Below are 25,577 nucleotides of genomic sequence, written 5' to 3'. Positions count from 1 at the left end.
TATTATATTACATCTATTTTACCACTAGCTCCTTGTATAGCTATAATTTGTCCTTCTACTTTGGTTTGCGACCCTTTAAGAGTAGCTGCAGCAATACCTTCTGTAGTTAGTGTTTGTCCTTTTAAGCTAGCTTCACTACTAGCTTCTATAGTTATTGAGGCTTCACTTGAGATGTTTGTATCTCCTGTAGCTTGCATAGTGGTACTCCCTTGAGATTGTGAAGTGATATCTCCTTCTGCTACTGTAGCAATATCTCCTTGAGCTTGAATCTCTATATTTTCTTCCGCTATCATTTTTATATTTTTTGCTTGAAATTCTATGTTTTCTGTAGCGGTTATATACAATGATTTGGCTTGGGTATCAAACGTAATTATGCTTCCTTCATGATCATAAATATTTATTTTTTCTTCACCATCGGTATCATTCAATTCTATAGTATGCCCACTGCGAGTACGGATTGTTTTCAAGTTATTATCCGCATCCGCCATACCACTTTTAGCGCTGCTATTGAAACCAGCACTCAGTACATAGGGTTTTTCTGGGTTGTTGTTTTCAAAACCTACGAGTACTTCTTCGTCCAGTTCAGGAATAAAGTAAAAACCTTTACCATTACCGCCATATGGGGTATTCATTTTTATCCATGGGGTAGAGGTGCCCATTCTGCGTTGCCAACCAAACTGTACTTTTATACGGCCTAATCCATCAGGGTCATTGTTATCTAACACAACACCACGTTGTTCTTCTGCAGTAGGGGTTGCGAATACCGCACTGTAATGTGGGTGTTCTGTTCCTTCTGGTACCCCTTCAAAATGATTCTCATAATTACCACTATGATCAAAACGATGCGCTACTTTAGTAACCATATAGGATCCAAAAGCATCTCTACGTGTTTTATCAGAAAAACTAACGCCTTCAATGGTCAAATTATCACCCACACGTAAACCTACAATCTCTGAGGATCCGTTGGCAATAATCATATTAGCGGCTTTAGATAAGGTATCAACTTTTGCTACATGGTCTAATCCTTGTTGTCCGCTATATTCATTCTGATTGTGATTCCAGGAGTAATTTTCTTTTTTAGCAAATAAACCCTCAGATTCATTTTTTACATGCCCGGCATACATATGTCCGCTTTGTGCACTATAGGATGAGGAAACCGATTCTAAGTCGCTATCATTGATCCAATCTTTAGAGGTAAAGCCACTGTTTTGGGATTGTAGGGTAGTGGAGAGTCCGAAAGTTTGAATATCCTGACCATATACGCCGCTGAATTGTTTATCTCCTGTACGTCCTACGCAAAAGGTTCTACCATTATCATACATCCAAACGCCATAACGTGCACACATACGTTGTAAGAAAGAGAAGTCGGACTCATTATATTGTACCGTATAAGGCAAACGGATGTTAGTACCACTTCCTATTTCCATTTTAAGAAGGTCAGTGGAATGTCCGTTAAACGTATCACTCACTACTTGGCTAAAAGAAGACCCTTCTTCATAGCTAAAACATTGCACGGAGCGTGAGAGTAAAATACTAGCTCCTTGTCCAGAGAGTACAATAGCGCCAGAGGCACCAATACCTTTTTGTAAGGCTACCGAAGTAATGATCCCTACATATTCTAATTCGCCATCATTAACGCCTATAGATATTTTTTTACCCGAATAATTAATAGAATTATTCATGAGTGTACCGCCGTACCCTTCGGTAGCATTGGTTTGAAAAACCACACTAAAAGAGCTGTGGGTACCCATGGATTGTTCTATAGAAACCTTATAACCAGATTTAGGAAGAAAACGTTCTCCATCGATAATAAGCACTGGGGTAATCATTTTAGGCATGGCTGTCGTTATTTAAAGGAGGTTAAAATAGACACAATCCCTGAGGTGAACAAAAAATACCGCTGTATTTCGACGAATTACCGTATTAATTGTAGACTATCATCTCTAATTTTTTTGTTTTAAAAAATAGTGGTGGACCAAGAATACCAGGAAAACAGGGTTATTAGAGAAACTTTAATTTAAAAAAATGAACAGAAATAAAGGAACTAGAAAAAGCATAGAAACAAAAAAAGAGGGCTAGAAAGCCCTCTTTTTTTATTGCATTTTTAAAGAAATTTATTCTTCACCAGTTCTAGGTTCAAAATCTGTTTCTGTTTCAGAAGCTAAAACATCTGCCAATTCTAAATCATCATTAAGTTCTGCAACTTCTGGCACAGAAGCCTTTACTTCATTGAAACTTTTAATACGTTCCATATCATCTTCTTCTCCGGAGAAATAAGGGAAGACATCCATAATAGGCGATTCTGTAATAGCAGGGATAGAATATTCTCCCATAGTACCTTTCATGACCGAAACCGTATTATCGTAGGCCTCTTTAACATCATTGGCTTGTATTAATAAATACATATTTGTTTTACGCTCTTTACCACTCTCTTCATCAAAAGCAATTAAAGAAACTTTTGATTTAAACCAACGGTCAGAATTCTCAAAAGGATGTATTTCAGAATAGTTCGCTACTTTAATATTGGTAATTTTTATATCATCACTATCACTAAGGTAAGCAGCCATTTCTTCTGTAATTCTGCTTTCTGCTTCTGTGTAAGAAATAGCATCTACCAAATAAGGTTCTGATGCTACTTTTTGCATTCCACTAGCTTCATCTAGCTTTCTATATTTTATTTTACACTCGTACCATGTTGCACTCATAATGTTATTGTTTTGGGGTGGCAAATATAGGGGTTCTCTTAGGTATGACTTCTATAAATGGAAGAATAGATATTCACAATTTTAAAATTAAAAAGGTATTGTATTTATTTTGAGGACATTGAGGGCAAATTCTGAAAAGTTAAATGCTAAAGTTTTCTAAATAGATTAAACCAACTGTGATGCATACGGTCAAAGATGTATAAACCCTAAAATAATAATCATTATGATAAATAATCGCAAAACATTCGCTTTGATAGGTATGGCCTTAATTGCATTTTCATTTTCTGGAAATGCACAAACACGGAGTACAAAATCTAAATCTAAAACAGTGGTGGTAAAAACCAGCACACGTTCTCGTGTGGTACCACGTAAGACTGTAGTATATAAAACGCCTAAAAAGAAGGTTACCACATATAGATCAGTACCTACTAATGCTAAGGTAATAAAGCACAACAATCAAAATTACTATTATGCGAATAATAGATATTATAGAAATTACAATGGCCGTTATATTGCCGTTGCACCGCGAGCAGGTCTTCGTGTAAGTAAATTGCCTGTTGGTTACCGAATGGTGAAATTCGGGAATAGAAACTATTATAATTTTGAAGGCGTATTTTATATTCAAAGTCAAAACCACTATGAGGTAGTAGTACCAGAGGTAGGAACTATTGTTTATGAATTGCCAGACGGAGCAGAAAAAGTAGTTATTGACGGTACGGTTCTTTATGAATATAATGATGTGTTGTATGAGAAAATACAATATGATGGAACTAGAGCTTATGAAGTGGTAGGAATGATAGAATAGGACCTATTCTGATATTTTAGATAAAAAGGGAGCATGAATAATGCTCCCTTTTTTGGTATTTAGTAAAGACTTACTAAATAATTTCCTATATTAGTAAGCTTGTATTTTTTTAAGCAGCCTATGAAAGAAGAAATCAAAAAAGAGGCGGTAAAATTATTTAACACCTTTGGGATGTCTAATGTTTCTATGAAGCAAATAGCAGATAGCCTTTCTATTAGTGCAGGAAACCTTCAATATCATTATAAAACCAAGGCAGTTTTGTTGGCAAATATCTATGATGATATGTTTGAAGAAACAAAGAATAATATCCTTCCAGAAAATGCCTACATTACTTTATTTCATTTTGAAGAAATGATGCGCAATTTTGATCGTCTTCAAGAACATTATAATTTCTTCTTTAATGATATTGTAAACATTAATAAAACATATCCTGAAATTGCAGAACACTATAAAGTGACGAATTTAAACCGATTTGAGGAAGGTAGAAAATTAATAGATTATTATATAGAAACAGGAAGAATGCTTCCAGAGTCTGAAACAATAGATTATGATAAAACAATGCATTTAATTTGGATGTCTAGCACCTTCTGGCAGTCACAAAAATTAGTCATTACAGCAACCACTTATGAGACTAATAAATGTGCGTCTATAGAAATGCTTTGGACGTTACTTTTACCGTACCTCACAGAAAAAGGTTTGGAAGAGTATCACCAAGTTAGAAAATTTGTAGCATTACCTAAAACCAACGAATAAAGAGATGCCCCCTATGAGAAAAATAGATGCTTTATTGTCTGAGTATGGAGAGAGCCACCAGACAAAACTTAATATTACGATTCATTATATTTGTGTCCCTGCTATTTTTTTTAGTTTGATAGGCTTATTAGCAAGCATTCCGGTTTCAGAGGCTATAATTTTAGCATTCCCTGAATTTTTACAATCGTATGTGCATTTTGGTACTTTGGTGATTTTACTAGGATTGGTTTATTATTTAAGCCTTTCTAAAACCCTTTTTGTAGGCATGTTGTTGTTTTCTATTCTTGTTTTATTAGGCATAGATGTTATAAAAGTAAGTACTAGCTTGGCTTTATGGATACCTATGTTGGTTATTTTTATAGTCGCTTGGATAGCACAGTTTATAGGCCATAACCATGAAGGGAAGAAGCCTTCCTTTTTAAAAGATTTACAATTCTTAATGATAGGTCCAGCTTGGACAATGAGTCATTTATTTGAGGGATTGAAAATTAAATATTAATCTTTTTGGATGATCTTCGTAATTAGATTTCTTACGGACTGGGGTATATTGGCATCATCAAATTTGGCCTCATAATTTTCGGACCCCTCTGCTACTTTTAAATGGTATTGTAGCCCGTCTCTTAAGTTTTTATTTTCAGAACGGTCAGCAGCTGTAAGGATGTCTAGAAGCTCTTTTTCTTCCTTACTAGCTACGGTGATGGTGCCTGTATACCGCTTAGGAATTCCGGTAAATCCTCCAGAAATTAACAAAGAATACTTCATATTAAAGCTTTTTGTGGCAAACCAACACTACTAAAGCTATCTTCTACAACTGCTATGGTCTTTTCAGAAATCTTTTCTTGGGCTATTAAGGTAGTAGATGTGGTGATTAAAACATCATATAGGTCGTTAAAAGTAGCGGTGCGCCATAGGAATTTTAAGGTTTCAAACCATAAAAGAGCAGCGTCATCAATACCTATTTCTAAACAGCATAGGTAAAAGGCCTTATTAGGAATGCCAGAATTGATATGCACTCCTTGGTTGTCTTCGGGTCCGGCATAATAGTTATCCATGTGATCTGGTTGTACATCAAAATCATTAGCGGTTCCAGGTTCTTTCATAGAGCGTAAGGCCACACCAGGAAAAGATTCTGTAATGATCGTATCGCCTATCAGCCAATTTGCATCTTCTAAAGATTGGTCTAAATATTTCTGTTTTATAACGGTACCGAATACATCAGAAAAATGTTCGTTTAATGCTCCAGATTGACCTTGGTATTCTAAATTTGCCATAAACTGGGTGATCCCATGGGTAAGCTCATGCGCTACAACATCAATAGCACTAGCAAACTCTTTAAAATCTTGTTGGTCACCATCGCCATACGTCATTTCATCACCATCCCAAAAAGCATTATTATAGTTCTCGCCATAATGTACATTAGAAACTAAATTCATCCCTTCTCCATTAACGGAATTAAGATTAAATGTAGTTTTAAAATAGTCTCGTACAAAGCCAGATGTTTCGTACGCATTATTTATGGTTTCATCATCAGTAGCAGCCTCTCCTTCGCTACGGCTCAAAGAAACACGTTGTTGAAACCTATTCTCACAGTCATAAATGAGCCTTTCTCCTTTCGCAATTCTTAGTTCTTGTTGCAACAAACCATTTAAAAGTGTATTCCTTTTTTCTAAAATGCGGCGGGTATCATTCAAGGTTTTTTTACAACTCTTACTACCGCGCTTGGCTAAGGCAGCTAATATATGTTCTGGAACAATATGACAATGGTGTTTCGTACACATAAGTATCGATTTTAGGGAATTATAATTTCTAATATACGAGCATTTATACTATAAACAACAATAGATTATGTTAAGCTTATGAAATTTTGAAGTACCGTTAAAATTATAAAGATGTATTGGGCGGGTTTACTGATTAATAGAAGCCTTTCACTGAAAAGCTTTAAAAGCTAAGCAATAAAGTGGCAAATTAGCCTACTGTTTAACACAATAACTCAATAGTATGAAAAAATTAAGCACCTTATTTATTTTACTAGTTTGTTTCTCCTTATTTAATGCATGTTCAGAAGATGATATAACGACCACCACAGAAGAAACGGTAGATACAACCGATACGTCTAGTGATGATGCTTATGTAGAAACGTACTCAGATACAGATTTTGATACGGTAGATTGGACGGATGCCACACATAGTAAATCTGCAGATCCTGATATAGAAGAAATTTTTGAAGATGAAGCGGTTAAACGTTTAGATATTGTGATTACTGCAGAACGTTGGCAGGCGATGTTAGATGATATGACATCTTTGTATGGCGATTTCGGGACGAGCACTTCTGGAGGTGGACCCGGTGGTGGGGGATTGGTAGAGACCGATGAAGACCCCATTTTTGTTCCGGCAGAAGTATTTTATGAGGACAAAGAATGGTATAAAGTAGGGGTTCGTTTTAAAGGAAATTCTAGCTTACAGTCTACCTGGTCTAGTGGTAACTTAAAACTTTCTTTTAAGCTAGATTTTGATGAATTTGAAGATGAATATCCGCAGATAGATAACCAACGTTTTTATGGTTTTAAAAAACTTAGTCTTAAAAATAATTACAATGATAAATCGATGCTTCGCGAGAAAGTAGCTACAGATATTTTTAGAGATTTTGGCGTGGCCAGTTCTCATGCTGGTTTTTACACGGTATATGTAGATCATGGAGACGGACCTGTTTTTTTTGGAGTTTATACCTTAGTAGAAGAGGTAGATGATACGGTAATAGATACACAGTTTTCAGATAATGATGGTAATTTATACAAGCCAGATGGCGATGGTGCTTCATTTGCAGAAGGAAGCTTTTCTGAAAGTGTCTTTGTTAAGAAAACAAATGAAGATGAGGCCGATTATTCAGATATAGAAAGTGTTTTTGCAGCTTTACATTCAGAGACGAGAACCACAGATCCTGCCGCATGGCGAGAAAGTTTAGAACGTATATTTGATACGGATACGTTTTTGAAGTATTTGGCGGTAAATACGGTGATTCAAAACTGGGATACGTATGGTAGGATGACGCACAATTACTTTTTGTATAATAATCCCGATACGGCCGTATTATCATGGATTCCTTGGGATAATAATGAAGCCTTACAAACAGGGAATATGCAAGGCTCTTTGGCTTTAGATTTTTCTGATTTAAATGCTACAGAATGGCCGCTTATAGGGTATCTGTATCAAGATGAAGTGTATCAAGAGCAGTATGATGGGTATGTCCAAGATGTGGTGAATACCGTATTTAATGCTTCATTAATGCAGCCTAAATATGCCACATATGCTACCTTGATAGCACCGTATGCTGCGGCAGAGGTTTCAGGCTATACCTTTTTAAATTCAAGCTCAGATTTTCAAGCTGCAATTAGCGAACTTAATAGTCATGTAGAGCAACGGGTCAGTGCCGTATCTAATTATTTAGAATAATAGAAGTCATCTTATTATTAAAAAGCCTGCTTTCTTTTCAGAAAGCAGGCTTTTGTATTTTTTAGCACCTATTGTGGACGCCATTTATTTTTTGCCCCTTCGTTTTATAAGCGTTTCAAATCCGTTTTGGGAAAATTTCAATCCGGCATCTGAATCTTCTAAGCGTTCTAGTGTGGCGCCTACAGTGGTGTCAAATAATGTTGATTTATTCTTCTGTATCAACTCACTTTTTACTCCTTGCGCTTCTGCTAGTAAGTAGAGTTTGTTGCCTTCTTCAATAATTTCCAAAACTAATTTAGCTTCTTCTAAATAATAAGTTCCTATAAAATCTCTAAATGTTTCTATATCTATGGCTAGTGTAGGTTTTATGGGCTCATTAGTTACATAAGCTTTTAAATCAGTAGTAATTGCTTTTTGAAAAGGAAGTGTTTTTGTATTCGTAAAAGCAAGGTATAGCGTTTTTGTTTTAGGATTGTATTCATTTCTAAATGCATACCCAATATTATTACCGCCATGTCCATATAGGATAGTCTCATGGTATGAAGATTTCATTAATCCTAATCCATAGTGGTCATTACCTTTAGTCATCATTAATTGTAAAGTTTCCTTTTTTAAAAGTTGTTCTGTTTCAAAAAGTGTTGTGTAAAATAGTTCCATATCTGTTAGCGTAGAAGCAATACTCCCGGCAGCGTAAGCAATATTCGTAAAGTATCGGAAATCTAAATACTCCGATACATTCTTATCTTCATGTCTTGGTTGGGCTAAATTTTTAATATTTTTATGCAGATAAGGATAAGTGTTTTTCAGTCCTAGAGGCTCTATAATGCGCTCTTGAACAAGATCAAAGTAGCTTTGGTCTGTTACTTTTTCTAATACTTTTCCCAGTAAGAAATAATTAGTATTACAATATGAGAATGTGCCACGTTCTTTTGGACGATGTGCTTCTAGTTGCTGTAATAGAGAAATATCGTAAAGAGAGTCATTTTTACCAAAAAAAATGTTTAAAATATTCTTACCGATTATTTCATCTAATCCACTTTCATGTGCTAAAAGTTCTTTGATAGTTAAAGAGCTTGGCACATTTTTGATGGGGGTCAAAAAACTACCAATACTATCAGATAAAGTTAAATTTCCTTTTTCTATTTCTTGAAGAATTAATATCGCAGTAAAAGTTTTTGTTGCGCTTCCTATATTAAAAACACTTGTTTTATTAAGGTTATGAGCACCCAAACTTAGTGTTTCAGTGCGTCCTTCTTTTTTAGTGAGTATGGCAATTCCTTGTTGTTTCTCTAGAAGAGAAGAATCATATTTTAATTTGATGGTGTTAAGTGATACATCTTGAGCAGAACTGATAAAAGCAAAAGACATTAAAATAATTAGAATTAAAGAAGTGTGAAGTGTTTTCATGAGATATCGTTTTTGATTTATACTTCAAAACTCCGGGTTATATTTTATTGGGACTAAAAAGAATGATGAAGAGACCTTAAGTTATGACAACTGGATTTTCGGCTTTTATCCTCAATTTAGAGCTGTTTGGATTCCATTTATAGGCTTACGTCATAAAATAGCGGCTTATTTTAATGTAAAACTTATCTTTAGACTTCAAAAGTATACTCTAAGAATGACAAAATTTGATACTTTAATGGAGAATAAATTAGCTCAAAATGTACTAGTTTGGTTCTTCTTGTTTATTATTTTAATGGGCATTGTTGTTACAGATGATAAATTTACTACCGTCTTTCTAATCATGTGTATTTTTGCAGCTGCTGTATACATAAATAATCTATCGATTTTACCTTACTTCAGTAAAAGCAAAACATTATTCGGCCTACTTTTTCTTTTAAACAGTACTTTTTTTACTGGAATTATGGTTTATTTTTTGATTAAATACTCCAATCAACTATTTGAGTGGTTAGTATTTCTTAACCTATATGGAGTATTAGTATTAGTATTGGTTTTTGGTATTGCCTTAAAAATGTCAAGAGATAGTATTCAGCGAAAACATAAAGAACGTGAGGCGGAACTTATGCTGCTTAAAGCACAATTAAATCCTCATTTTTTATTTAATACACTTAACAATTTGTATGGACTTTCTGTATTAAAGTCTGATAAGTTACCAGATTTGATGCTCAAATTATCGGATTTACTGCGCTATAGTTTGTATGATACGAAAGAATCTTTTGTGCCCCTTGCAAAAGAAATTACTTATCTGGAAAATTATATCGCTTTAGAAAAAATTAGATTAGAAGATCAAGTAACTATTAGTTTTGATTTAAAAGGAGCGTTTACAACAGAAAAGATAGCACCCATGTTGTGTATTATTTTTGTTGAAAATGCATTTAAACATTTAGGAAACTCAGATAAAAGCCAAAGTAAAGTTGTTGTTAGTCTTGATTTAAGAGGCGATAAGCTTATTTTTTCTTGTGAAAATTCTAAGGATGACTTATTCTCAAATGCAGAGCTGATACTGGAAAATGAAGATGGAAGCGGAATAGGCTTAAAGAATGTGAAAAAAAGATTGTCATTATTGTATCCTGAGAAGCATACGCTTACTATTTCAAAAAACCTTACGCTTTTTAAGGTGCAACTAATTTTAGATCTTAATTAATTATGTTACAGTGTGTTATTGCGGATGATGAGCCTATTGCTCGTCAAATTATAGAAACTTATATACAGCAAATACCGAACTTATCACTAGTAGCATCATGTAAAGATGCCTTTGAAGTAATGCAGGTTTTAGCAGAACAAAATGTAGATGTTTTGTTTTTGGATATTAATATGCCAAAACTTTCAGGATTAAGTCTTTTAAAAACCTTACAGATGAAACCCTCCGTAATTCTAACTACGGCATATCCCGAATATGCATTAGAAGGATTTGAATTATCTGTGACCGATTACCTCTTAAAACCTTTTTCATTAGAACGTTTTATTCAAGCGGTACAAAAGGTGGAGACCAACACAAAAGTATTTAATCAAGGTATTATTATCAATGATAAAGAGCCAATTTCGGGTGTTTTTGTAAAAAGCGATAAGCAGATTATAAAAATTAATTTTGAGGCTATTGAGTATGTTGAAGCTTACGGAAATTATATCAAAATATTTACCCCACAAATGGTTCTCACACCACAAACTTTATCAGAGTTCATCACTAAATTACCTCATCAATTTATGCGAATCCACAAATCCTATGTGGTTAATTTTGAAAAAATTAAGATGATTGAAGGAAATTTGATTCACCTACAACGCGATGTGAACTTGCCTATTGGAAAATCATTTAAAAAAGATGTTTTAGAACGCGTACAACTAGGCTAGTATACTATGTAAATTTTATTTTTTATACAATGTGTAAGGCTTTGGACTTCAGAAGTACTAATCTGCTTTTATTATAACCAGCGATAGTATGCGTTTTATGCCTATTTTTACTTTTACCACTGAACTCCAATAAACCATGAATGAAGATATCCTTTTTGAAGCAATTGTATTTCTAGTAGGGGCTATTATATGTGTGCCCATTGCGAAAAAATTAGGCTTAAGCTCTGTTTTAGGCTATTTGTTGGCAGGTGTTCTCATAGGACCCTATCTTTTAGGCTTTATCGGAGAAGAAGGCGATGATATTCTTCACTTTGCAGAATTTGGTGTAGTCATGATGCTATTTTTAATAGGATTAGAGATAGATGCCAAGAGTTTCTGGAAAATGAGAAAAACCATTGTTGGGATGGGCGGAACCCAAGTGTTTTTAACGAGCCTTATTTCGTTTGCAATTCTAATAGCTTTTGGCGTTTCATGGCAAGTATCTTTAACCTGTGCTATGGCCATCTCCATGTCTTCTACAGCCATCACCTTGCAAACCATAAGTGAGAAGAACCTTATGAATACCACCTATGGAGCTTCATCATTTGCTATATTACTTTTTCAAGATATCATTGTAATTGTCATGTTGGGGCTGTTACCGTTATTATCTACAGTAGATGCTTCAAAATTAGATGGGGAGGGGAGTTCTAATATTTTAGAATCGCTACCCTTAGGCTGGCAAGCTTTAGCAACAATAAGTTCTGTGGTGTTAATTGTTGTTTCTGGGCGTTACCTTATTATTCCAATGTTACGGTTGGTGGCCATTTCAAAAGTACGCGAGTTGCTTACAGCATCGGCCTTACTCATTGTTTTAGCTATTACATTTCTAATGGAATTTGTAGGGCTAAGTCCGGCTTTAGGAGCCTTTTTAGGGGGAGTGGTATTAGCTACGAGCGAATTTAAACATGAATTAGAAAGTACACTAGAGCCTTTTAAAGGATTGCTTTTAGGCTTGTTTTTTATTACGGTGGGGACTACGGTAAATTTTGTAGTCATAGCTGATAATCCTTGGGTAATAAGCGGTTTAGTAGTGGGGGTTATTTTAGTAAAAGGATTGGTTTTGTATATAGTAGCCACCTTGTTTAAACTAAAAATAAATCAGAAATTTCTTTTAGCAGTTGGTCTGGCTCAAATTGGAGAGTTTGCGTTTGTGATGCTTACTTTTGCCCTACAGTTGCGCATTTTAGATCAAAGACAATTGGATATAATGTTAGTCGTTACCGCACTTACCATGGCATTAACACCTATTATTGGTCTGTTAAATGAGAAATTTGTACTTCCTAAATTTGGAACTAAACAAGCAGAAGAAAAACCAATGGATGCGATAGAGCGTTCAGATAAAATTATATTAGTAGGCTTTGGTCATTTTGGGAGCACAATAGGACGGTTTCTGAGAGCTCATGGGGTAAAAACTACTATTCTTGACCAAGATTCTAGTCGGGTAGACTTTTTGAGAAAAATGGGTTTTGAGGTATTTTATGGTGATGCTACCCGTTTAGATCTCTTAGAATCTGCAGGGATCGCTAATGCCGAGATCTTAATCTGTGCTATTGATAATCCTGAAGTAACCCTTAGTTTAGTTAAAAAAATTAAAGAAAAATACCCCCATATAAAACTTATGGTTAGGGCAAGAAATAGGTATGATGCCTACGAGTTACTTAATATTGGTGTAGATTATATTTATAGAGAATCTCTGGATACTTCTATAAAATTGGCAAGCGATGTCTTGCATCATGTAGGTTTTGATATAGATGCTACTAAAGAGCAAGCTAGCAAATTTATTCGTTTAGATGAAGAAAGTATGCGTAGGTTAGCCGGAGCTCCTAAAACCGAAAAAGAATATATTTTCAAGGCTCGAATGGAAATCGAGCAACAAGAAAAATTACTAGAAGACGATCAAAAAATTGGGAGCAGTCAGCTTAATAATTAAAGTTAATAACAATTTAAAGAGCTAATGGTCTTTTCAATTTTCTTTGTATAAAAATCCTAGACACTACAAAAGGGGATTTATTTTTCAGATAAAATATAGCGAGTAGGGGTTCAATTCTCTATTAACTGCAGTATTTCATCGATGAAATGCGTTAATTTTCTATTTCATTTATTTTTTCATGTTCAGTTTATGTCTAGTCGACTTTCATAAGCTGTTCGGGTTTAAATAGTATCATTGAGGCTAATAATGATGTTTTAGCATTTTATCAAAGTATTTTTTGCGATAACATCAAAAAAATAAAGTTAATAACCTCAAAAATTTAATTTAAATGAAAAAAATCAACCTACTTATTTTAGTAACGTTCTTTCAAATGGTATTAGGCTACGGTCAATATGATTGGGACGGTGTTGCAATACCTGCCAATGCGGGTTCAGGAAAAGAATGGCAATTACAGACCGATGCCAGTGATGATTTTAATTACAACTTTGCGCCAACCAATTCAGTATCAGATTTTGGACCAGCAAACCAGAGTAAATGGTATAACAAATTTCACAACCAAGCGAATGGACAACCGAATAACTGGACAGGTCCGGGGGCCACAGAGTGGAGGCAAGACCACGTAGCCGTTTCTGGAGGGAATTTAAATATTTGGGCTTCGAGAATACCCGGTGCTACCAAATCATTCATAGGTTCAAGTGGTACCGCAATTTCGAGACCAGAAACCAGAGCAGGGTGTATTACTAACAAAACGCGCGTTATTTATCCCGTTTTTGTCGAGGGAAGAATCCGTGTGATGAATTCTTCTTTAGCTTCTGATATTTGGCTACTGAGTCCTGATGATACGCAAGAGATTGATATTATTGAATGTTATGGAGGCCCAGGAGAGGATAATAGAAATAGTTTTTTCTCTTCTAAAATTCACTTAAGTCATCATGTATTTATTAGACCACCAAATTTTAAGGATTATCAACCGGCAGATTTAAATAGCTGGTGGAAAAAAGATGGTGTTGCCCAATGGGGTGGTAGAGTTGTGCGTATTGGAGTTAATTGGGTTTCTCCAACACGACTTGAATATTTTGTGGATGGCCAAATGGTACGTGTGTTAGATAATGATGCAGTACAAACACGTTTAGGTGATGGTACATGGCAGTATACGTATCCTGCAGGCGTTACTAGCACGGGTAATGATGGTCAATTAGTTAGAGAAAATGGATATCAAAAGATGACCGTAGCCTCAAGTTTAGCAGACGCAAAAAATAAATCGAACATTAGTGTTATTGATCCTTTTAATTATTTAAATAATGGAAGGAAATTCTCTAAGGAGATGGATATTATTATCAATGTAGAAGATCAAAGTTGGCAGGCAGAAGCAAATAGATCTCCGAATGACTCAGAAATGACTAATTTTCAAAATAATAATCTTTTGGTAGATTGGATTAGGGTATATAAGCCCGTGAATGTTTCTGGTAATTCTAATTCTGGAGTAAGTGCTGGTAATTATGACTTTGGTGCTACAACATCTGCATTAGCTAATGGATATACTAGAGTTTCTTATGGTATCAATGATGGGATATGGACCAATACCAATGGTTTAAACTATGCAGATAGAGGAGGAAATACAGGAGCAAGTGCATTGAACAGAGATTTTGCTTATGATCAAAATACGACTAGAACTCTTCAGTTTCCAGTGTCAAACGGAACCTATTCTATTTCTGCAACTTTTGGAGATCAGTTGAGTGCGCGTGTTAATAATTCTATTAGAGCAGGCGGTCAAACAGCTACGGTTACAACTAAAATAGCGGAATATAAAAATGCAAACTTAAATAATGTCGTAGTTACCAATGGCTTATTACAGGTAGAGGTATTTGCTTCTGCTAACCAAAGTTGGGCATTAAACAGAATTACATTTTTAAAAAGTGCAGCAAATCTTAAAACATCAACTACAGTGGTAGCGGCTACGGAGACTGTTGAACCAGAGACTTTGCAAATTTATCCAAACCCTGCTTCGGATGTTATTACTATTTCAAATAAGGACTACATCCAAGCGAGAATGTATAATTTAAACGGACTTACGGTGCTTAGAAAAGATGTAATAGATCACAAATTAGATGTTTCTACTTTAGATAATGGTATTTATATCTTAGAAATTACCAAAGAAAATGGTGAAACTGTAAAGCAGAAAATTGTAATTGCAAATTAAAGGTTTACCATAATTTTATAAAATTATTTAAAAGTGAAAAGCACCCGTTAAAGGGTGCTTTTTTTATTGGCAATACATGCTCGTTAATCTTTACGGATCATAATTGATTTTACGTTCACGAATTCTTTCATGCCGAATCCGCCATGTTCGCGACCAAAACCAGAATCTTTTACACCACCAAATGGCATGGTTGGTTCTGCTGTTCCAAAAGAATTTATAAATATCATTCCAGTATCAAAATGCTTTTCGGCTAATTCAATCGCTTTTTTCTCATCTTTAGAGAAGATTCCTCCACCAAGACCAAACCTACTATCATTAGCAATTCTCATGGCATCTTCATTATCTTTAGCTTTAATCAAAGAAGCTACAGGTCCAAATAACTCATCATCATAGGCAGGTTGCCCTTGGGTAACATCCTCTAATACTGTTGCCGGATAGAAGTATCCTTCGCCTTCTGGAATTTTACCTCCACAAAGTATTTTAGCGCCTTTATCAATACTTTCTTGTACTTGGTCGTGAATTTTTTCTCTTAAATCTTTACGCGCCATAGGGCCTAATTGCGTTTCTTCCAAGGTAGGATCTCCTAGTTTTAAGGCACTCATAGCGGCTACAAACTGCTCTTTAAACTCTTCGTAGACAACCTCTGTGGCAATAAATCTTTTAGCCGCAATGCAGGTTTCTCCATTGTTATAGATACGTCCTTGGACACTCTTTTCTACTGCTAACGCTACATCAGCATCATCTAAAATTAGATAAGCATCATTACTACCTAATTCTAAAACAGTTTTTTTAAGTTGTGCTCCTGCTTTTTCTCCAATTTTCTCACCGGCTACGGGACTCCCCGTTAGTGTTACACCGCGAACAAGTTTATGAGATATAATCGCATCCGATTGGTCGTGGTCTATGACCAATACGGTAAATAGTCCGTTTGGTAAACCAGCAGTATCAAAGATAGATTTAAGCAATTTAGCGGTTCCTGTCACATTAGAAGCATGTTTCAATAAAATGCTATTTCCCGCCATCAAGTTGGTAATCGTATAACGAATAACCTGGTATGAAGGGTAGTTCCATGGTTGAATCCCGTAAATGATCCCTAAAGGAGCATAAGCAACAATTCCTTTCCCTCCGTTTAATAATTCGCGCTCCTCACTTTTTAATATTTCTGGCGCATTCTTAGCAGAATAGTCGCATATGGCAGAACAAATATCTACCTCTTGATGACTTTGTGATAGTAATTTCCCCATCTCATCCGTCATCAGCGCTGCTAATTCTGATTTGTAGTTTTGCAACTCTTTACCAATCGCAGTAATAATTTTACCACGATCTTCTATTGATGTAGTTTTCCACTTCAGAAACGCTTTTTGCGATTCTTGAATGCTATCTTCTACCTCGCTATCGGTCATATATTCATAGGACGATAGGGTTTTTCCCGTTGTTGGATTTGTAGTTTTAAATGTATTTTGTTTTGTTGTCGTAGACATACTTTTATTTTTTTAATTTAAATTCCTTTTACTTTTGCTCACTAGGAACAATATAAACATCATTAATATTTACACGGTCTGGTTGTGTCAAAGCGTAGTAAATGGCATTGGCAATATCTTCCGCCTCTAATGTTTCCATCTCAAACATTTCTTTCATCATTTCTTTGATATCATCATCTGTGATGGTACTCGTAAGATTCGTCGCTACAGCTCCAGGTTCTATAGAGGTTATATTAATTCCATATTTTGGCGCTAATTCTTGTCGCAGTCCTTCAGAGAACATTTTTACAGCGGCTTTTGTAGCGCAGTATACGGCTCCACCGGGAAAGTAACGGTGTGCAGCCATGGATGAGATATTAATGATATTACCGCCATTATTGGCTTTTAATTCCGGCAATACTGCGGCAACGCCGTTCAATACTCCTTTAATATTAACATCCACCATTTTATCCCACTCATCCGTTTTTAATTTTTCTACAAATGATAATGGCATTAATCCGGCGTTATTGATGAGTCCGTTTACCGTTCCAAATTTCTCTTTGGTTTTGGTCACTACGTTTTCAAAATCTTCCATCTTGGTAACGTCTCCAGTAACTACTAAAGCTTCTCCACCGTTTTTTTCAATTTCCGTTTTCAAATCATTTAACTCATCTTCGCTTCGAGCCATAAGCACCACTTTAGCTCCGTTTTCGGCTAATTTATGCGCGGTTGCTTTTCCAATTCCACTTGATGCTCCTGTAATTATTAGTATGCTATTTTCAATTTTCATAAGTTTCTTTTTTTTGTTCCAATCAAAGGTAGCAGCTAGGTGCGGGGTTCATTGACTAGAATAAATTAAGAATTGATCGATATGCTTTTTACTCCCATAAGATTATGGAAGTAAAAAGAGAAGGGAGATAAAATGGAGTATACTTGAAGTGTATTTGTTCTGTGGAGGAAGCTATGGATATAAAAAACCTAAGTAACCTGGTTATTGAGATGAAATAGGGTTTGAGAAAAGAAGTTTAAAACATTAAAAAGATGAATAAAATTATTTCATTTTAGGATAAAATAAATCTTGATGGTTGCTGGCTAACCTGTACACGCTGTTCTTTTTAATAACAGATACTCGCCATTAGTTTTAAATTCTTTTATAGAAACTCCAGAATATCGTTTAAAGGTTTTAGAGAGGTGACTCACATCGGTAAAACCTAAATCGTCTGCTATTTGTGTTAGGGTGAAGTCTGAATTTAAGAGTCGGATTTCTACGAGTTTTAATTTTGCTTTGATGATATACTCGCGCAAAGGCATATGCACTTGCTTTTTAAAATACTCACTTACGTAAGAAGGAGACATCATAAAAACATCGGCTAAATTTTCAACTTTCAATAATTCAGTCTTGTCAATATTTTCATTGATGTAGGTTAGCATTTTTGTAATCCTATCATCTGCATTTTTTTTAGGCACTTCAAAATAAGTTCCTTTTTTTATATTCCGAATTAAGATTTCTAGAATACTAGTCATAAGGCTTGTAATTAAGCTAATAGATTCTGCGCCGTAACTTCTAGACTCTTGAAGGATCATACTCACTAAGCTTTCTAGGTGGTTTCGGTCTAGGTCGTTCTTAATAATATCACCAGGTAATTGATTATAATTAGAAAGGATGTATGATGCTTCTTTAAACCATTCATTTCTATCTATAGTCATCCGGTTTACATTCTTAAAAAAAGAATCGGTAAATTTTAAAAAGACAAATCTGGTAGGTTTTTCGATCGTAAACGAATGGCATTTTAAAGGTGGTAGTAAAAACATACTGCCTTTAGCATACGGATAATGGTTGTAATTTATACACTGTGTACCATCGCCATCATTAATCAACACTAACTCAAAAAAATTATTTTTAACAGGGCGTTGCTTCCAACTGGTTAATTCTATTTCTTGTATTTCAAAAGGTTTGTAAGCTTCTAATACTTGCATTTTACAACATATTTAATGGTAAAGCTACTTAATTTTGTTTAAACCGTCGTAAAAACACCTTATTAACCTCTGAAAATACCAAATTTACCACTCGTTATACCAATGGTACCCTTAAAATATTAGAAACCTTTGTACATAGTTGTAGGTTAATGATAATAGGTAATAGCTTCAAAGGAGTTAATATATTATTTAATTCCATTAAGTATTTGTTCTTGTGTATCCGTTCTTGTTTAGGTAAAAGAATGGTATTAATTTTTAAAATAAACGCTTATGTCAAGTATCACAATAATTAATCCAGCTACCGATGAAGAGGTGGCTACTTATGATAGAATAACTCAAAAAGAATCAAAAGATAAAATTGCTATGGCCAACCAAACTTTTGGCCGTTGGAAGGCTACCTCTTTTGAAGAACGATCTAATTTGATGCATAAATTAGCAGATTACTTAGAGAAGCACAAGGAAGAATATGCACAGCTAGCAACTAGAGAAATGGGTAAGATAATTGGCCAGTCAAGAAAGGAAATTGAAAAATGCATTTGGATTTGCAAGTATTACGCCGATCATACTAAAGAATTATTGGCAGATGAATTAGTAGCTACAGAAGCTAAAAAAAGCTACGTGACCTTTCAGCCTCTGGGCGTAGTATTGGCAGTTATGCCTTGGAATTTTCCTTTTTATCAGGTGATTAGATTTGCTGTTCCTGCTTTAATGGCTGGTAACGTAGGGGTTCTTAAGCATGCTTCTAATGTTCAGGGTTGTGCTTTTGCGTTAGAAGATGCTTTTTTAAAATCGGGCTTTCCTGAAGGGTGTTTTACTAATTTAAATTTAAGTTCTGAACATATAAAAGAGGTTATAGCAGATAAAAATATTGTTGCAGTAACGCTAACGGGTAGTGATCCTGCTGGGCGCTCTGTAGCTTCAATTGCTGGTCAAAATTTAAAGAAAACGGTCATGGAATTAGGCGGCAGTGATGCTTATATAATTTTGGAAGATGCAGATTTAGAAGAAGTGGTAGAATTAGCCACTTTTGGTCGTTTACAAAACAATGGACAAACCTGTATTGCGGCAAAGCGTTTTATCGTATTAGAAGATATATATGATGATTTTCTAATAGCTTTTAAAAAGAAAATGAAAGCTGCAAAAATGGGCGCTCCAACAGCGGAAGACACGTATTACGGACCTATGGCACGTAAAGACTTGAGAGATGAATTGCATGAGCAAGTACAAAAAACAATGGAACAAGGTGGCCGTTTAGTACTGGGAGGAGAAATTCCACAAGGTAAAGGTGCTTATTATCCAGCAACTATTTTGGCAGATTTAACACCAGGAATGGAAGGTTTTGATGAGGAGTTGTTTGGTCCAGTAGCCTCCGTGATTAAAGCAAAAAATGATGATGAAGCTATAGCCTTGGCTAATAATTCTCAATTTGGTTTAGGTTCAGGCGTATTCACTAGTAACTTAGAGCGAGGGGAACAGATTGCTTTGCAATTAGAAGCGGGTAGTAGTTTCGTAAACAAGCTCGTAGTTTCTGATCCAAGATTACCCTTTGGAGGCATTAAAAATAGTGGTTATGGAAGAGAACTTTCTGCATCTGGTATTAAAGAATTCGTAAATACGAAAAGTGTCTGGATAGCATAAGCAACTGGCACGTGTAAATAATGTTCACTTAAGAATTTATTAGAATGGATTTATTTAATCAAACAGATCTTTTTTCAACAGATGAAGTCCGTAAAACGGAATTTGTTTTGCCTGGGGCAGATATTGTTTTGTTTGAGAATTATTTTAGTACCGAAGAAAGTAACAAACTGTTTAATAATTTAATAAAAAACACGCCTTGGCAGCAAGAGCAAATTACGATTCACGGTAAAGAAGTAGATTACCCTAGATTGACCGCTTGGTATGGAGATGCTACCAAGGATATTAAATACACGAATACAAAAAGTACAATGCATTCATGGAATGCTGATTTACTTTTTATTAAAGAGCGAATAGAGCAGGAGGTCAATGTAAAATTTACACGTTGTTTGCTTAATTATTATAGAGATGGCAAAGACAGTGTAGACTGGCATCAAGATTATAAGGGAAGCCAGCGTAAAAATACGGTAATTGCTTCGGTTACTTTAGGAGTAACAAGACCTTTTCAATTAAAACACGCCACACGTAAGGATTTAAAACGTTTAGCTATTCCATTAACCCATGGCAGCCTACTTTTAATGCAAGGTGCTACCCAAGAGAATTGGAAACATAAGATACCGAAAACAACGAAAAAAATTAAACCTAGAATAAACCTCACCTTTAGGTGGCTGCCAGAATAGGTATCTTGTATAATTAAAGGATTAACTAGGTAGTATAGATCTTATATTCTGTTTTTATATGTGTTATGGGTGTCATTTTTAGTAAAATATAGAAGTATCTTCTTGAAAAACCTCGATTTATACCTATATCACCATTTTTTGTACCTAAAAAAGACTTATTAGTGGTATTACATTTGTAGCGAATTAATAAAACAACATTTTAAAAATATACAATGAATACACCAAACATTTCAAAAGAAGCTATAATTAACGCATTTAACTTTAGACATGCTACCAAAGAATTTGATGCTACTAAAACTATTTCTGATGATGATATGAAATTCATTTTAGAAACAGCACATTTATCTCCTAGTTCATTTGGTTTTGAACCTTGGCATTTTATTGTTGTACAAGATAAAGAATTGCGTGAGTTGTTAAAGCCTGTAGCTTGGGGAGCGCCTTTAAAATTAGATACAGCTAGTCATTTTGTATTAGGGTTAGCTATGAAAGCACCTATGGTGAAACATGATGCAGATTATATCATGCACATGATGAAAGAGGTAAAGCAATTGCCTGCAGAAGTTATAGAAATGTATTCTAAATTTTATAGAGAATTTCAAGAACGTGATTTTAACTTAGATACGGATAAAAAATTATTTGATTGGTCTTCAAAACAAACCTATATCGCTTTAGGAAATATGATGACTGCTGCTGCTTTAACAGGAATTGATTCATGTCCTATTGAAGGGTTTCATCAAGAAAATGCAGAAGCTTTATTAAAAGAAAAATTTGGGGTAGATACCGATAAATATGGTTTAGCATTTATGGCTGCATTTGGGTACAGAAAAGCAGCTCCTGAATTTGGTAAATCTAGAAGAAATTTTGAAGATATAGTTACATTTAAGTAAGCATATCGATCTAAAAAAACCAATAAAAAAATGAAAGCAATAGGGTATAAAGAGAATCTTCCCATAGAAGATGTTAATTCACTACAAGATGTAGTAGTAGAAACTCCAAAGGCAACAAGGAGAGATATTTTAGTAGAGATCAAAGCAATATCTGTGAATCCGGCAGATTATAAAGTACGTGCAGGGATGCCTGTAGAAGGTGATGATTGGAAAATTATTGGTTGGGATGCTACCGGAATTGTAAAAGAAGTTGGAGAAGATGTTACGCTTTTTAAGGTTGGAGACGAAGTTTGGTATGCAGGAGATTTTACGCGTCAAGGAAGTTATGCGCAGTATCAAGTGGTAGACGAACGTATTGTGGGTAAAAAACCTGCTAGTATTTCGTATGCAGAAGCTGCTGCATTGCCGCTTACCACACTTACGGCTTATGAACTATTATTTGATAGATTACAGGTGGCTAAAGACGATGCGAATAAATCTATTCTAGTCATTGGTGCAGCTGGTGGTGTTGGTTCTATTTTAGTACAATTAGCCAAGAAGCTAACAAAACTGAACATTATAGGAACGGCTTCCCGTGAAGAAACTACAGATTGGTTAAAAGAATTGGGTGCAGACTCGGTTATTAACCACAGAAATAAATTGAGTGAGGAATTTGAAAAATATAAGCTTTCTGCTCCTGATTATATCGTGAGTTTAAATGCTACCGAGCAACATGCAGACGAGATTGTAAAGGTTATTAAACCACAAGGTAAATTCGGTTTTATTGATGACCCAAAGTCATTTAATGTCATGCCTTTTAAAAGTAAAGCAGTGTCTACTCATATTGAGTTGATGTTCACTCGTTCCATGTTTCAAACAGAAGATATGGTAGAGCAACACAACATTTTAAATGAAGTTTCTAAATTGATAGACAACGGAACTATTAAAACCACTTTAGGGGAAAACTTTGGGATTATTAATGCAGAAAACCTTAGAAAAGCACACGCTTTCTTAGAAACAGGAAAAGCAAAAGGTAAAATTGTTTTAGAAGGATTCTAGAGTCTATGAGTCAAATAATAAGGGCATGTCACTTCGAGTGAATTTTGAGGCACGAGAAATTTGTATCGAGAAGCCTAACTAAAAAGAATTTGACTGGAACTGACGAAATATATAAATAGAAAAATGAATTTCAAATCAATTATAGCAGCACTAGCTGTAACTGCATTTTTTGCTAGTAATACAGCAAATGCACAGGTAAATACGATAGATTCTTTAGCCACTTCAAAAGTGCAGCATTTCAATTTTGATGATATGGAATCGGAAACGATTGGAGAAGGTATTCAGCGTAAATGGTTTCATGGAGAAAAAGGACAGATGACCATTTTCGATTTGGAAAAAGGGGCTCATATTCCTTGGCACCAACACCCCAACGAGCAGATTACCTATATTATGTCTGGCAAAGTAAAAATTAAGACGATTATAGAAGGTAAAGAGGAGTTTGTTATTGTTTCTGGAGGAGAGGTAATTGTATTCCCAGAGAACATACCTCATGAGTTTTGGGCTTTAGAAAAAACGGTGGATTTAGATGTTCACGTTCCGGTTCGTCAAGATTGGTTGTCGAAAGAGCTTCCAGATTATTTGAAGAAAAGCGAATAACATGAAAAAACAACTAATTACACTTAGTATACTACTCTCTGTCATGACTACAAATGCTCAGAAAACCTTAGCCAAAGCAGAAGTTTTTGCAACTGTAGACCAAGCTGTGGGGAATATTACTTTCACCAATGATGGCGATTTGGTATACAGTCATCATCCATTTTTCGGTCCAGAAATTAGAGTGGTCAAGTTTGATAAAAAAACAAATTCAACCACACCTTTTCCAAATTTAGAGTGGAATACTCCTAGAGATACAGATGATAATTATTTGAGTAATGTTTTGGGTATCCGTAATGATGAAAACGGTATTGTTTGGATGTTAGATATGGCACAGCGTGATAATGTAACACCAAAATTGGTGGGTTGGAACACCAATACCAATACATTGGAACGTATATATTACTTACCAAAAGCGGTAGTACCAGCAATTGCACAACCTAACGATATGGTGGTAGATACTAAAAACGGTTATTTTATTATAGCAGATGAAGGTATTGGTAATGGTGGAGATGGGAGCAAAGCAGCCTTTATTATTGTAGATATGAAAACCGGCAAAGCACGTCGTGTTTTAGAAGGCACACGTACCACCTTACCAGAAAATACACCTACTGTCATAGATGGTAAACATTTAGCGGTAAACGGTAACGATTTATTAATTGGGAATGATGGTATTACTGCTGATGCTAATTTTGAATATATTTATTACGGTCCATTAAACGGCACCAAAATATACAGGGTCAAAACATTAGATCTTGTAGATGAGACTTTGACCGAGGCTGCATTAGATAGCAAAATTGAAACCTACTCTGAGAAGCCGAATAATGGGGGAATGTCTATTGATAAAGAGGGCAATCTATATTTAACGGCTTTGGAAACAAAAAGTGTTGCTGTGGTTTTAGCTAAAGACCGTAGTGTGCACACAATGATAAAAGATGATTATTTGGTTTGGCCAGATGGCGTAAGTTACAATCATGTAGATGGTTACATGTATGTATCAGCAGCGCAAGTTAATAGAGGTGCAGCTTTTAACAATGGTAAAAGTATAGCTACGCAACCGTTTTATATTTTCAGATTTAAACCTTTGGTAGAAGGCGTTTCTTTTAGATAAGATTTTCAGTATTAGCTTAGCTGCTTTAAGGTCGCTTTTAGTAAGATGCTAAAGACTGTTCTCACTTAAAAAGTCGCTCTAGGGCGACTTTTTTCATAAAAAACCAATAAAATAAACCAACGATGGCAAGGACCATAATAGAGAATATTGTAATTGAGCAATACAAGGATCAATCGTATTTTACGTTTTGTAAATACACTACCATTCGTTTTTTTGAGATTTTATATTTTGAAAAAGGAAGTGGCGTTATTCGTATTAATGGTAAAACAGTGAGTTATACACCAAATAGTATTTTTGTTTTTGTTCCAGACGATATTTACATAGTAGAAGCCGATACTGCAAGTACCGTTACAACTATTAAATTTTTAAAAAGTTTTTTTAGAGGTGACGTTTCACAAAATGTAAATCTTCCGGTGAACGATTGGTTCCGTAAGATCGAAGGTGTTTTAAATAGTGAAAGTCATCAGCTACGTGAAATGCAATTTGAGAACAATTCGGATAAATTGCATTTAACTTCATTGATAAATATGGTAGCTACAGAGAATGAAAAAAAGCAATCTTTTGATATTTTTATCATTCAAAATTCACTTTCCGTTATTCTCCATCTTATTGCAAGAAACATTCAGTTTTTAAATGCAGATATGACTACCAAAGTCGTAGAGTCTTCAAAAATTCAGCAAATCATAAATTACATACATACCAATATTTATAACTCAGATGTACTATCTACTAAAAGTTTGGCAGATGAGTTTCATATGGCAGATAATTACATTAGCGAGTACTTTAAAAAACATACAGATGTATCCTTAAAAAAATACATCCTTAATTATAAATTAAAACTAGTAGAAACCAGGCTAAAATATACAGATTTGCAGTTCTCAGAAATTGCTATGGAATTGGGTTTTACAGATTCTAGTCACCTTAATAAAACCTTTCAAACCTATAAAGGAATAACTATTGGTGCCTACAAAGCCAGCTTATCCTAAAAAAATACAAGTAGC

At 34.9% G+C, this 25,577-nt stretch carries 23 protein-coding genes; 15 read left to right on the top strand and 8 right to left on the bottom strand.

Features of this window, described 5'->3' with window-relative positions:
• Window positions 1-2: 2 nt before the first annotated feature.
• Window positions 3-1,838 (bottom strand): type VI secretion system Vgr family protein, encoded by a 1,836-nt coding sequence (locus tag M666_RS16440; protein ID WP_039325954.1) that lies wholly within the window; start codon window positions 1,836-1,838, stop codon window positions 3-5.
• Window positions 1,839-2,114: 276 nt separating this feature from the next.
• Complete coding sequence (locus M666_RS16435; RefSeq protein WP_029446744.1) at window positions 2,115-2,705, bottom strand: DUF4494 domain-containing protein; 591 nt, start codon at window positions 2,703-2,705, stop codon at window positions 2,115-2,117.
• A 223-nt stretch (window positions 2,706-2,928) separates the two neighbouring features.
• Here M666_RS16435 and M666_RS16430 point away from each other — a divergent pair, with 223 nt between their 5' ends.
• The 3 genes from M666_RS16430 (at window position 2,929) to M666_RS16420 (ending at window position 4,762) form a co-directional block, all read left to right on the top strand.
• Window positions 2,929-3,510, top strand: a complete 582-nt coding sequence (locus M666_RS16430; protein WP_029446743.1) for a DUF6515 family protein — start codon at window positions 2,929-2,931, stop codon at window positions 3,508-3,510.
• 120 nt (window positions 3,511-3,630) lie between these two features.
• On the top strand, window positions 3,631-4,263 hold the full coding sequence (locus M666_RS16425; RefSeq protein ID WP_025615403.1) for a TetR/AcrR family transcriptional regulator: 633 nt from the start codon (window positions 3,631-3,633) through the stop codon (window positions 4,261-4,263).
• 13 nt (window positions 4,264-4,276) lie between these two features.
• A complete protein-coding gene (locus tag M666_RS16420; protein WP_029446742.1) occupies window positions 4,277-4,762 on the top strand; it encodes an Mpo1 family 2-hydroxy fatty acid dioxygenase in 486 nt (161 codons plus the stop codon).
• Here M666_RS16420 and M666_RS16415 read toward each other — a convergent pair.
• Together M666_RS16415 and M666_RS16410 are read right to left on the bottom strand one after the other, a co-directional pair.
• Window positions 4,759-5,025 carry a protealysin inhibitor emfourin gene (locus tag M666_RS16415; protein WP_029446741.1) on the bottom strand — a complete coding sequence of 89 codons (267 nt, stop codon included), beginning with the start codon at window positions 5,023-5,025 and terminating at the stop codon, window positions 4,759-4,761. The two genes, M666_RS16420 and M666_RS16415, sit on opposite strands and share 4 nt — an antisense overlap.
• The gene (locus M666_RS16410) at window positions 5,022-6,041 is read right to left on the bottom strand and encodes a M4 family metallopeptidase (protein WP_029446740.1); all 1,020 of its coding nucleotides are present in this window, start codon (window positions 6,039-6,041) and stop codon (window positions 5,022-5,024) included. Before M666_RS16410 ends, M666_RS16415 begins: the two co-directional genes overlap by 4 nt.
• Before the next feature lie 220 nt (window positions 6,042-6,261).
• Between M666_RS16410 and M666_RS16405 the strand changes: the two genes are divergently transcribed.
• Window positions 6,262-7,713, top strand: coding sequence for a CotH kinase family protein (locus tag M666_RS16405; protein WP_029446739.1), 1,452 nt, complete (start codon window positions 6,262-6,264; stop codon window positions 7,711-7,713).
• Between the two features lie 84 nt (window positions 7,714-7,797).
• On the opposite strand, the gene M666_RS16400 is transcribed toward M666_RS16405, so the two are convergent.
• On the bottom strand, window positions 7,798-9,120 hold the full coding sequence (locus M666_RS16400; protein WP_029446738.1) for a serine hydrolase domain-containing protein: 1,323 nt from the start codon (window positions 9,118-9,120) through the stop codon (window positions 7,798-7,800).
• 235 nt (window positions 9,121-9,355) lie between these two features.
• Here M666_RS16400 and M666_RS16395 point away from each other — a divergent pair, with 235 nt between their 5' ends.
• The 4 genes from M666_RS16395 to M666_RS20075 all read left to right on the top strand — a co-directional run bounded on the left by M666_RS16395 (window position 9,356) and on the right by M666_RS20075 (window position 15,194).
• Window positions 9,356-10,321: a sensor histidine kinase gene (locus M666_RS16395; RefSeq protein WP_226989922.1), complete on the top strand. Its 966-nt coding sequence runs from the start codon at window positions 9,356-9,358 to the stop codon at window positions 10,319-10,321.
• A 2-nt stretch (window positions 10,322-10,323) separates the two neighbouring features.
• Window positions 10,324-11,025, top strand: coding sequence for a LytR/AlgR family response regulator transcription factor (locus M666_RS16390; RefSeq protein ID WP_039325949.1), 702 nt, complete (start codon window positions 10,324-10,326; stop codon window positions 11,023-11,025).
• A gap of 136 nt (window positions 11,026-11,161) precedes the next feature.
• Window positions 11,162-12,994 (top strand): monovalent cation:proton antiporter-2 (CPA2) family protein, encoded by a 1,833-nt coding sequence (locus M666_RS16385; RefSeq protein ID WP_029446735.1) that lies wholly within the window; start codon window positions 11,162-11,164, stop codon window positions 12,992-12,994.
• A 328-nt stretch (window positions 12,995-13,322) separates the two neighbouring features.
• Window positions 13,323-15,194: a T9SS type A sorting domain-containing protein gene (locus tag M666_RS20075; RefSeq protein WP_029446734.1), complete on the top strand. Its 1,872-nt coding sequence runs from the start codon at window positions 13,323-13,325 to the stop codon at window positions 15,192-15,194.
• Window positions 15,195-15,277: 83 nt separating this feature from the next.
• Here M666_RS20075 and M666_RS16375 read toward each other — a convergent pair whose 3' ends face one another.
• The 3 genes from M666_RS16375 to M666_RS16365 all read right to left on the bottom strand — a co-directional run bounded on the left by M666_RS16375 (window position 15,278) and on the right by M666_RS16365 (window position 18,631).
• Window positions 15,278-16,675, bottom strand: coding sequence for an NAD-dependent succinate-semialdehyde dehydrogenase (locus M666_RS16375; protein ID WP_029446733.1), 1,398 nt, complete (start codon window positions 16,673-16,675; stop codon window positions 15,278-15,280).
• 28 nt (window positions 16,676-16,703) lie between these two features.
• Entirely contained in the window at window positions 16,704-17,444 is a 741-nt protein-coding gene (locus M666_RS16370; RefSeq protein ID WP_029446732.1) for an SDR family oxidoreductase, read from the bottom strand.
• Between the two features lie 302 nt (window positions 17,445-17,746).
• Complete coding sequence (locus tag M666_RS16365; protein ID WP_029446731.1) at window positions 17,747-18,631, bottom strand: AraC family transcriptional regulator; 885 nt, start codon at window positions 18,629-18,631, stop codon at window positions 17,747-17,749.
• 270 nt (window positions 18,632-18,901) lie between these two features.
• Here M666_RS16365 and M666_RS16360 point away from each other — a divergent pair, with 270 nt between their 5' ends.
• The 7 genes from M666_RS16360 to M666_RS16330 all read left to right on the top strand — a co-directional run bounded on the left by M666_RS16360 (window position 18,902) and on the right by M666_RS16330 (window position 25,562).
• Window positions 18,902-20,269: an NAD-dependent succinate-semialdehyde dehydrogenase gene (locus tag M666_RS16360; RefSeq protein WP_029446730.1), complete on the top strand. Its 1,368-nt coding sequence runs from the start codon at window positions 18,902-18,904 to the stop codon at window positions 20,267-20,269.
• A 44-nt stretch (window positions 20,270-20,313) separates the two neighbouring features.
• A complete protein-coding gene (locus tag M666_RS16355; protein ID WP_029446729.1) occupies window positions 20,314-20,946 on the top strand; it encodes an alpha-ketoglutarate-dependent dioxygenase AlkB family protein in 633 nt (210 codons plus the stop codon).
• 212 nt (window positions 20,947-21,158) lie between these two features.
• Window positions 21,159-21,833, top strand: a complete 675-nt coding sequence (locus M666_RS16350) for an NAD(P)H-dependent oxidoreductase (protein WP_029446728.1) — start codon at window positions 21,159-21,161, stop codon at window positions 21,831-21,833.
• Between the two features lie 30 nt (window positions 21,834-21,863).
• Complete coding sequence (locus tag M666_RS16345; protein ID WP_029446727.1) at window positions 21,864-22,871, top strand: zinc-binding alcohol dehydrogenase family protein; 1,008 nt, start codon at window positions 21,864-21,866, stop codon at window positions 22,869-22,871.
• Between the two features lie 123 nt (window positions 22,872-22,994).
• The gene (locus M666_RS16340; RefSeq protein WP_029446726.1) at window positions 22,995-23,468 is read left to right on the top strand and encodes a cupin domain-containing protein; all 474 of its coding nucleotides are present in this window, start codon (window positions 22,995-22,997) and stop codon (window positions 23,466-23,468) included.
• Window position 23,469: 1 nt separating this feature from the next.
• Window positions 23,470-24,576 carry an L-dopachrome tautomerase-related protein gene (locus M666_RS16335; RefSeq protein WP_029446725.1) on the top strand — a complete coding sequence of 369 codons (1,107 nt, stop codon included), beginning with the start codon at window positions 23,470-23,472 and terminating at the stop codon, window positions 24,574-24,576.
• Window positions 24,577-24,698: 122 nt separating this feature from the next.
• Window positions 24,699-25,562, top strand: a complete 864-nt coding sequence (locus M666_RS16330) for an AraC family transcriptional regulator (protein WP_029446724.1) — start codon at window positions 24,699-24,701, stop codon at window positions 25,560-25,562.
• Window positions 25,563-25,577: the final 15 nt, after the last annotated feature.

The sequence above is a fragment of the Cellulophaga baltica 18 genome (genome assembly GCF_000468615.2).
GTDB classification, from domain to species: domain Bacteria; phylum Bacteroidota; class Bacteroidia; order Flavobacteriales; family Flavobacteriaceae; genus Cellulophaga; species Cellulophaga baltica.
Note: the sequence above shows the minus strand (reverse complement) of the source record. Positions and strands in the feature narration are given on the sequence as shown.

Coding starts and splice junctions, on each gene's coding strand:
- M666_RS16440 (WP_039325954.1), bottom strand. CDS start 1,838: ATGCCTAAAATGATTACCCCAGTGCTTATTATCGATGGAGAACGTTTT.
- M666_RS16435 (WP_029446744.1), bottom strand. CDS start 2,705: ATGAGTGCAACATGGTACGAGTGTAAAATAAAATATAGAAAGCTAGAT.
- M666_RS16430 (WP_029446743.1), top strand. CDS start 2,929: ATGATAAATAATCGCAAAACATTCGCTTTGATAGGTATGGCCTTAATT.
- M666_RS16425 (WP_025615403.1), top strand. CDS start 3,631: ATGAAAGAAGAAATCAAAAAAGAGGCGGTAAAATTATTTAACACCTTT.
- M666_RS16420 (WP_029446742.1), top strand. CDS start 4,277: ATGAGAAAAATAGATGCTTTATTGTCTGAGTATGGAGAGAGCCACCAG.
- M666_RS16415 (WP_029446741.1), bottom strand. CDS start 5,025: ATGAAGTATTCTTTGTTAATTTCTGGAGGATTTACCGGAATTCCTAAG.
- M666_RS16410 (WP_029446740.1), bottom strand. CDS start 6,041: ATGTGTACGAAACACCATTGTCATATTGTTCCAGAACATATATTAGCT.
- M666_RS16405 (WP_029446739.1), top strand. CDS start 6,262: ATGAAAAAATTAAGCACCTTATTTATTTTACTAGTTTGTTTCTCCTTA.
- M666_RS16400 (WP_029446738.1), bottom strand. CDS start 9,120: ATGAAAACACTTCACACTTCTTTAATTCTAATTATTTTAATGTCTTTT.
- M666_RS16395 (WP_226989922.1), top strand. CDS start 9,356: ATGGAGAATAAATTAGCTCAAAATGTACTAGTTTGGTTCTTCTTGTTT.
- M666_RS16390 (WP_039325949.1), top strand. CDS start 10,324: ATGTTACAGTGTGTTATTGCGGATGATGAGCCTATTGCTCGTCAAATT.
- M666_RS16385 (WP_029446735.1), top strand. CDS start 11,162: ATGAATGAAGATATCCTTTTTGAAGCAATTGTATTTCTAGTAGGGGCT.
- M666_RS20075 (WP_029446734.1), top strand. CDS start 13,323: ATGAAAAAAATCAACCTACTTATTTTAGTAACGTTCTTTCAAATGGTA.
- M666_RS16375 (WP_029446733.1), bottom strand. CDS start 16,675: ATGTCTACGACAACAAAACAAAATACATTTAAAACTACAAATCCAACA.
- M666_RS16370 (WP_029446732.1), bottom strand. CDS start 17,444: ATGAAAATTGAAAATAGCATACTAATAATTACAGGAGCATCAAGTGGA.
- M666_RS16365 (WP_029446731.1), bottom strand. CDS start 18,631: ATGCAAGTATTAGAAGCTTACAAACCTTTTGAAATACAAGAAATAGAA.
- M666_RS16360 (WP_029446730.1), top strand. CDS start 18,902: ATGTCAAGTATCACAATAATTAATCCAGCTACCGATGAAGAGGTGGCT.
- M666_RS16355 (WP_029446729.1), top strand. CDS start 20,314: ATGGATTTATTTAATCAAACAGATCTTTTTTCAACAGATGAAGTCCGT.
- M666_RS16350 (WP_029446728.1), top strand. CDS start 21,159: ATGAATACACCAAACATTTCAAAAGAAGCTATAATTAACGCATTTAAC.
- M666_RS16345 (WP_029446727.1), top strand. CDS start 21,864: ATGAAAGCAATAGGGTATAAAGAGAATCTTCCCATAGAAGATGTTAAT.
- M666_RS16340 (WP_029446726.1), top strand. CDS start 22,995: ATGAATTTCAAATCAATTATAGCAGCACTAGCTGTAACTGCATTTTTT.
- M666_RS16335 (WP_029446725.1), top strand. CDS start 23,470: ATGAAAAAACAACTAATTACACTTAGTATACTACTCTCTGTCATGACT.
- M666_RS16330 (WP_029446724.1), top strand. CDS start 24,699: ATGGCAAGGACCATAATAGAGAATATTGTAATTGAGCAATACAAGGAT.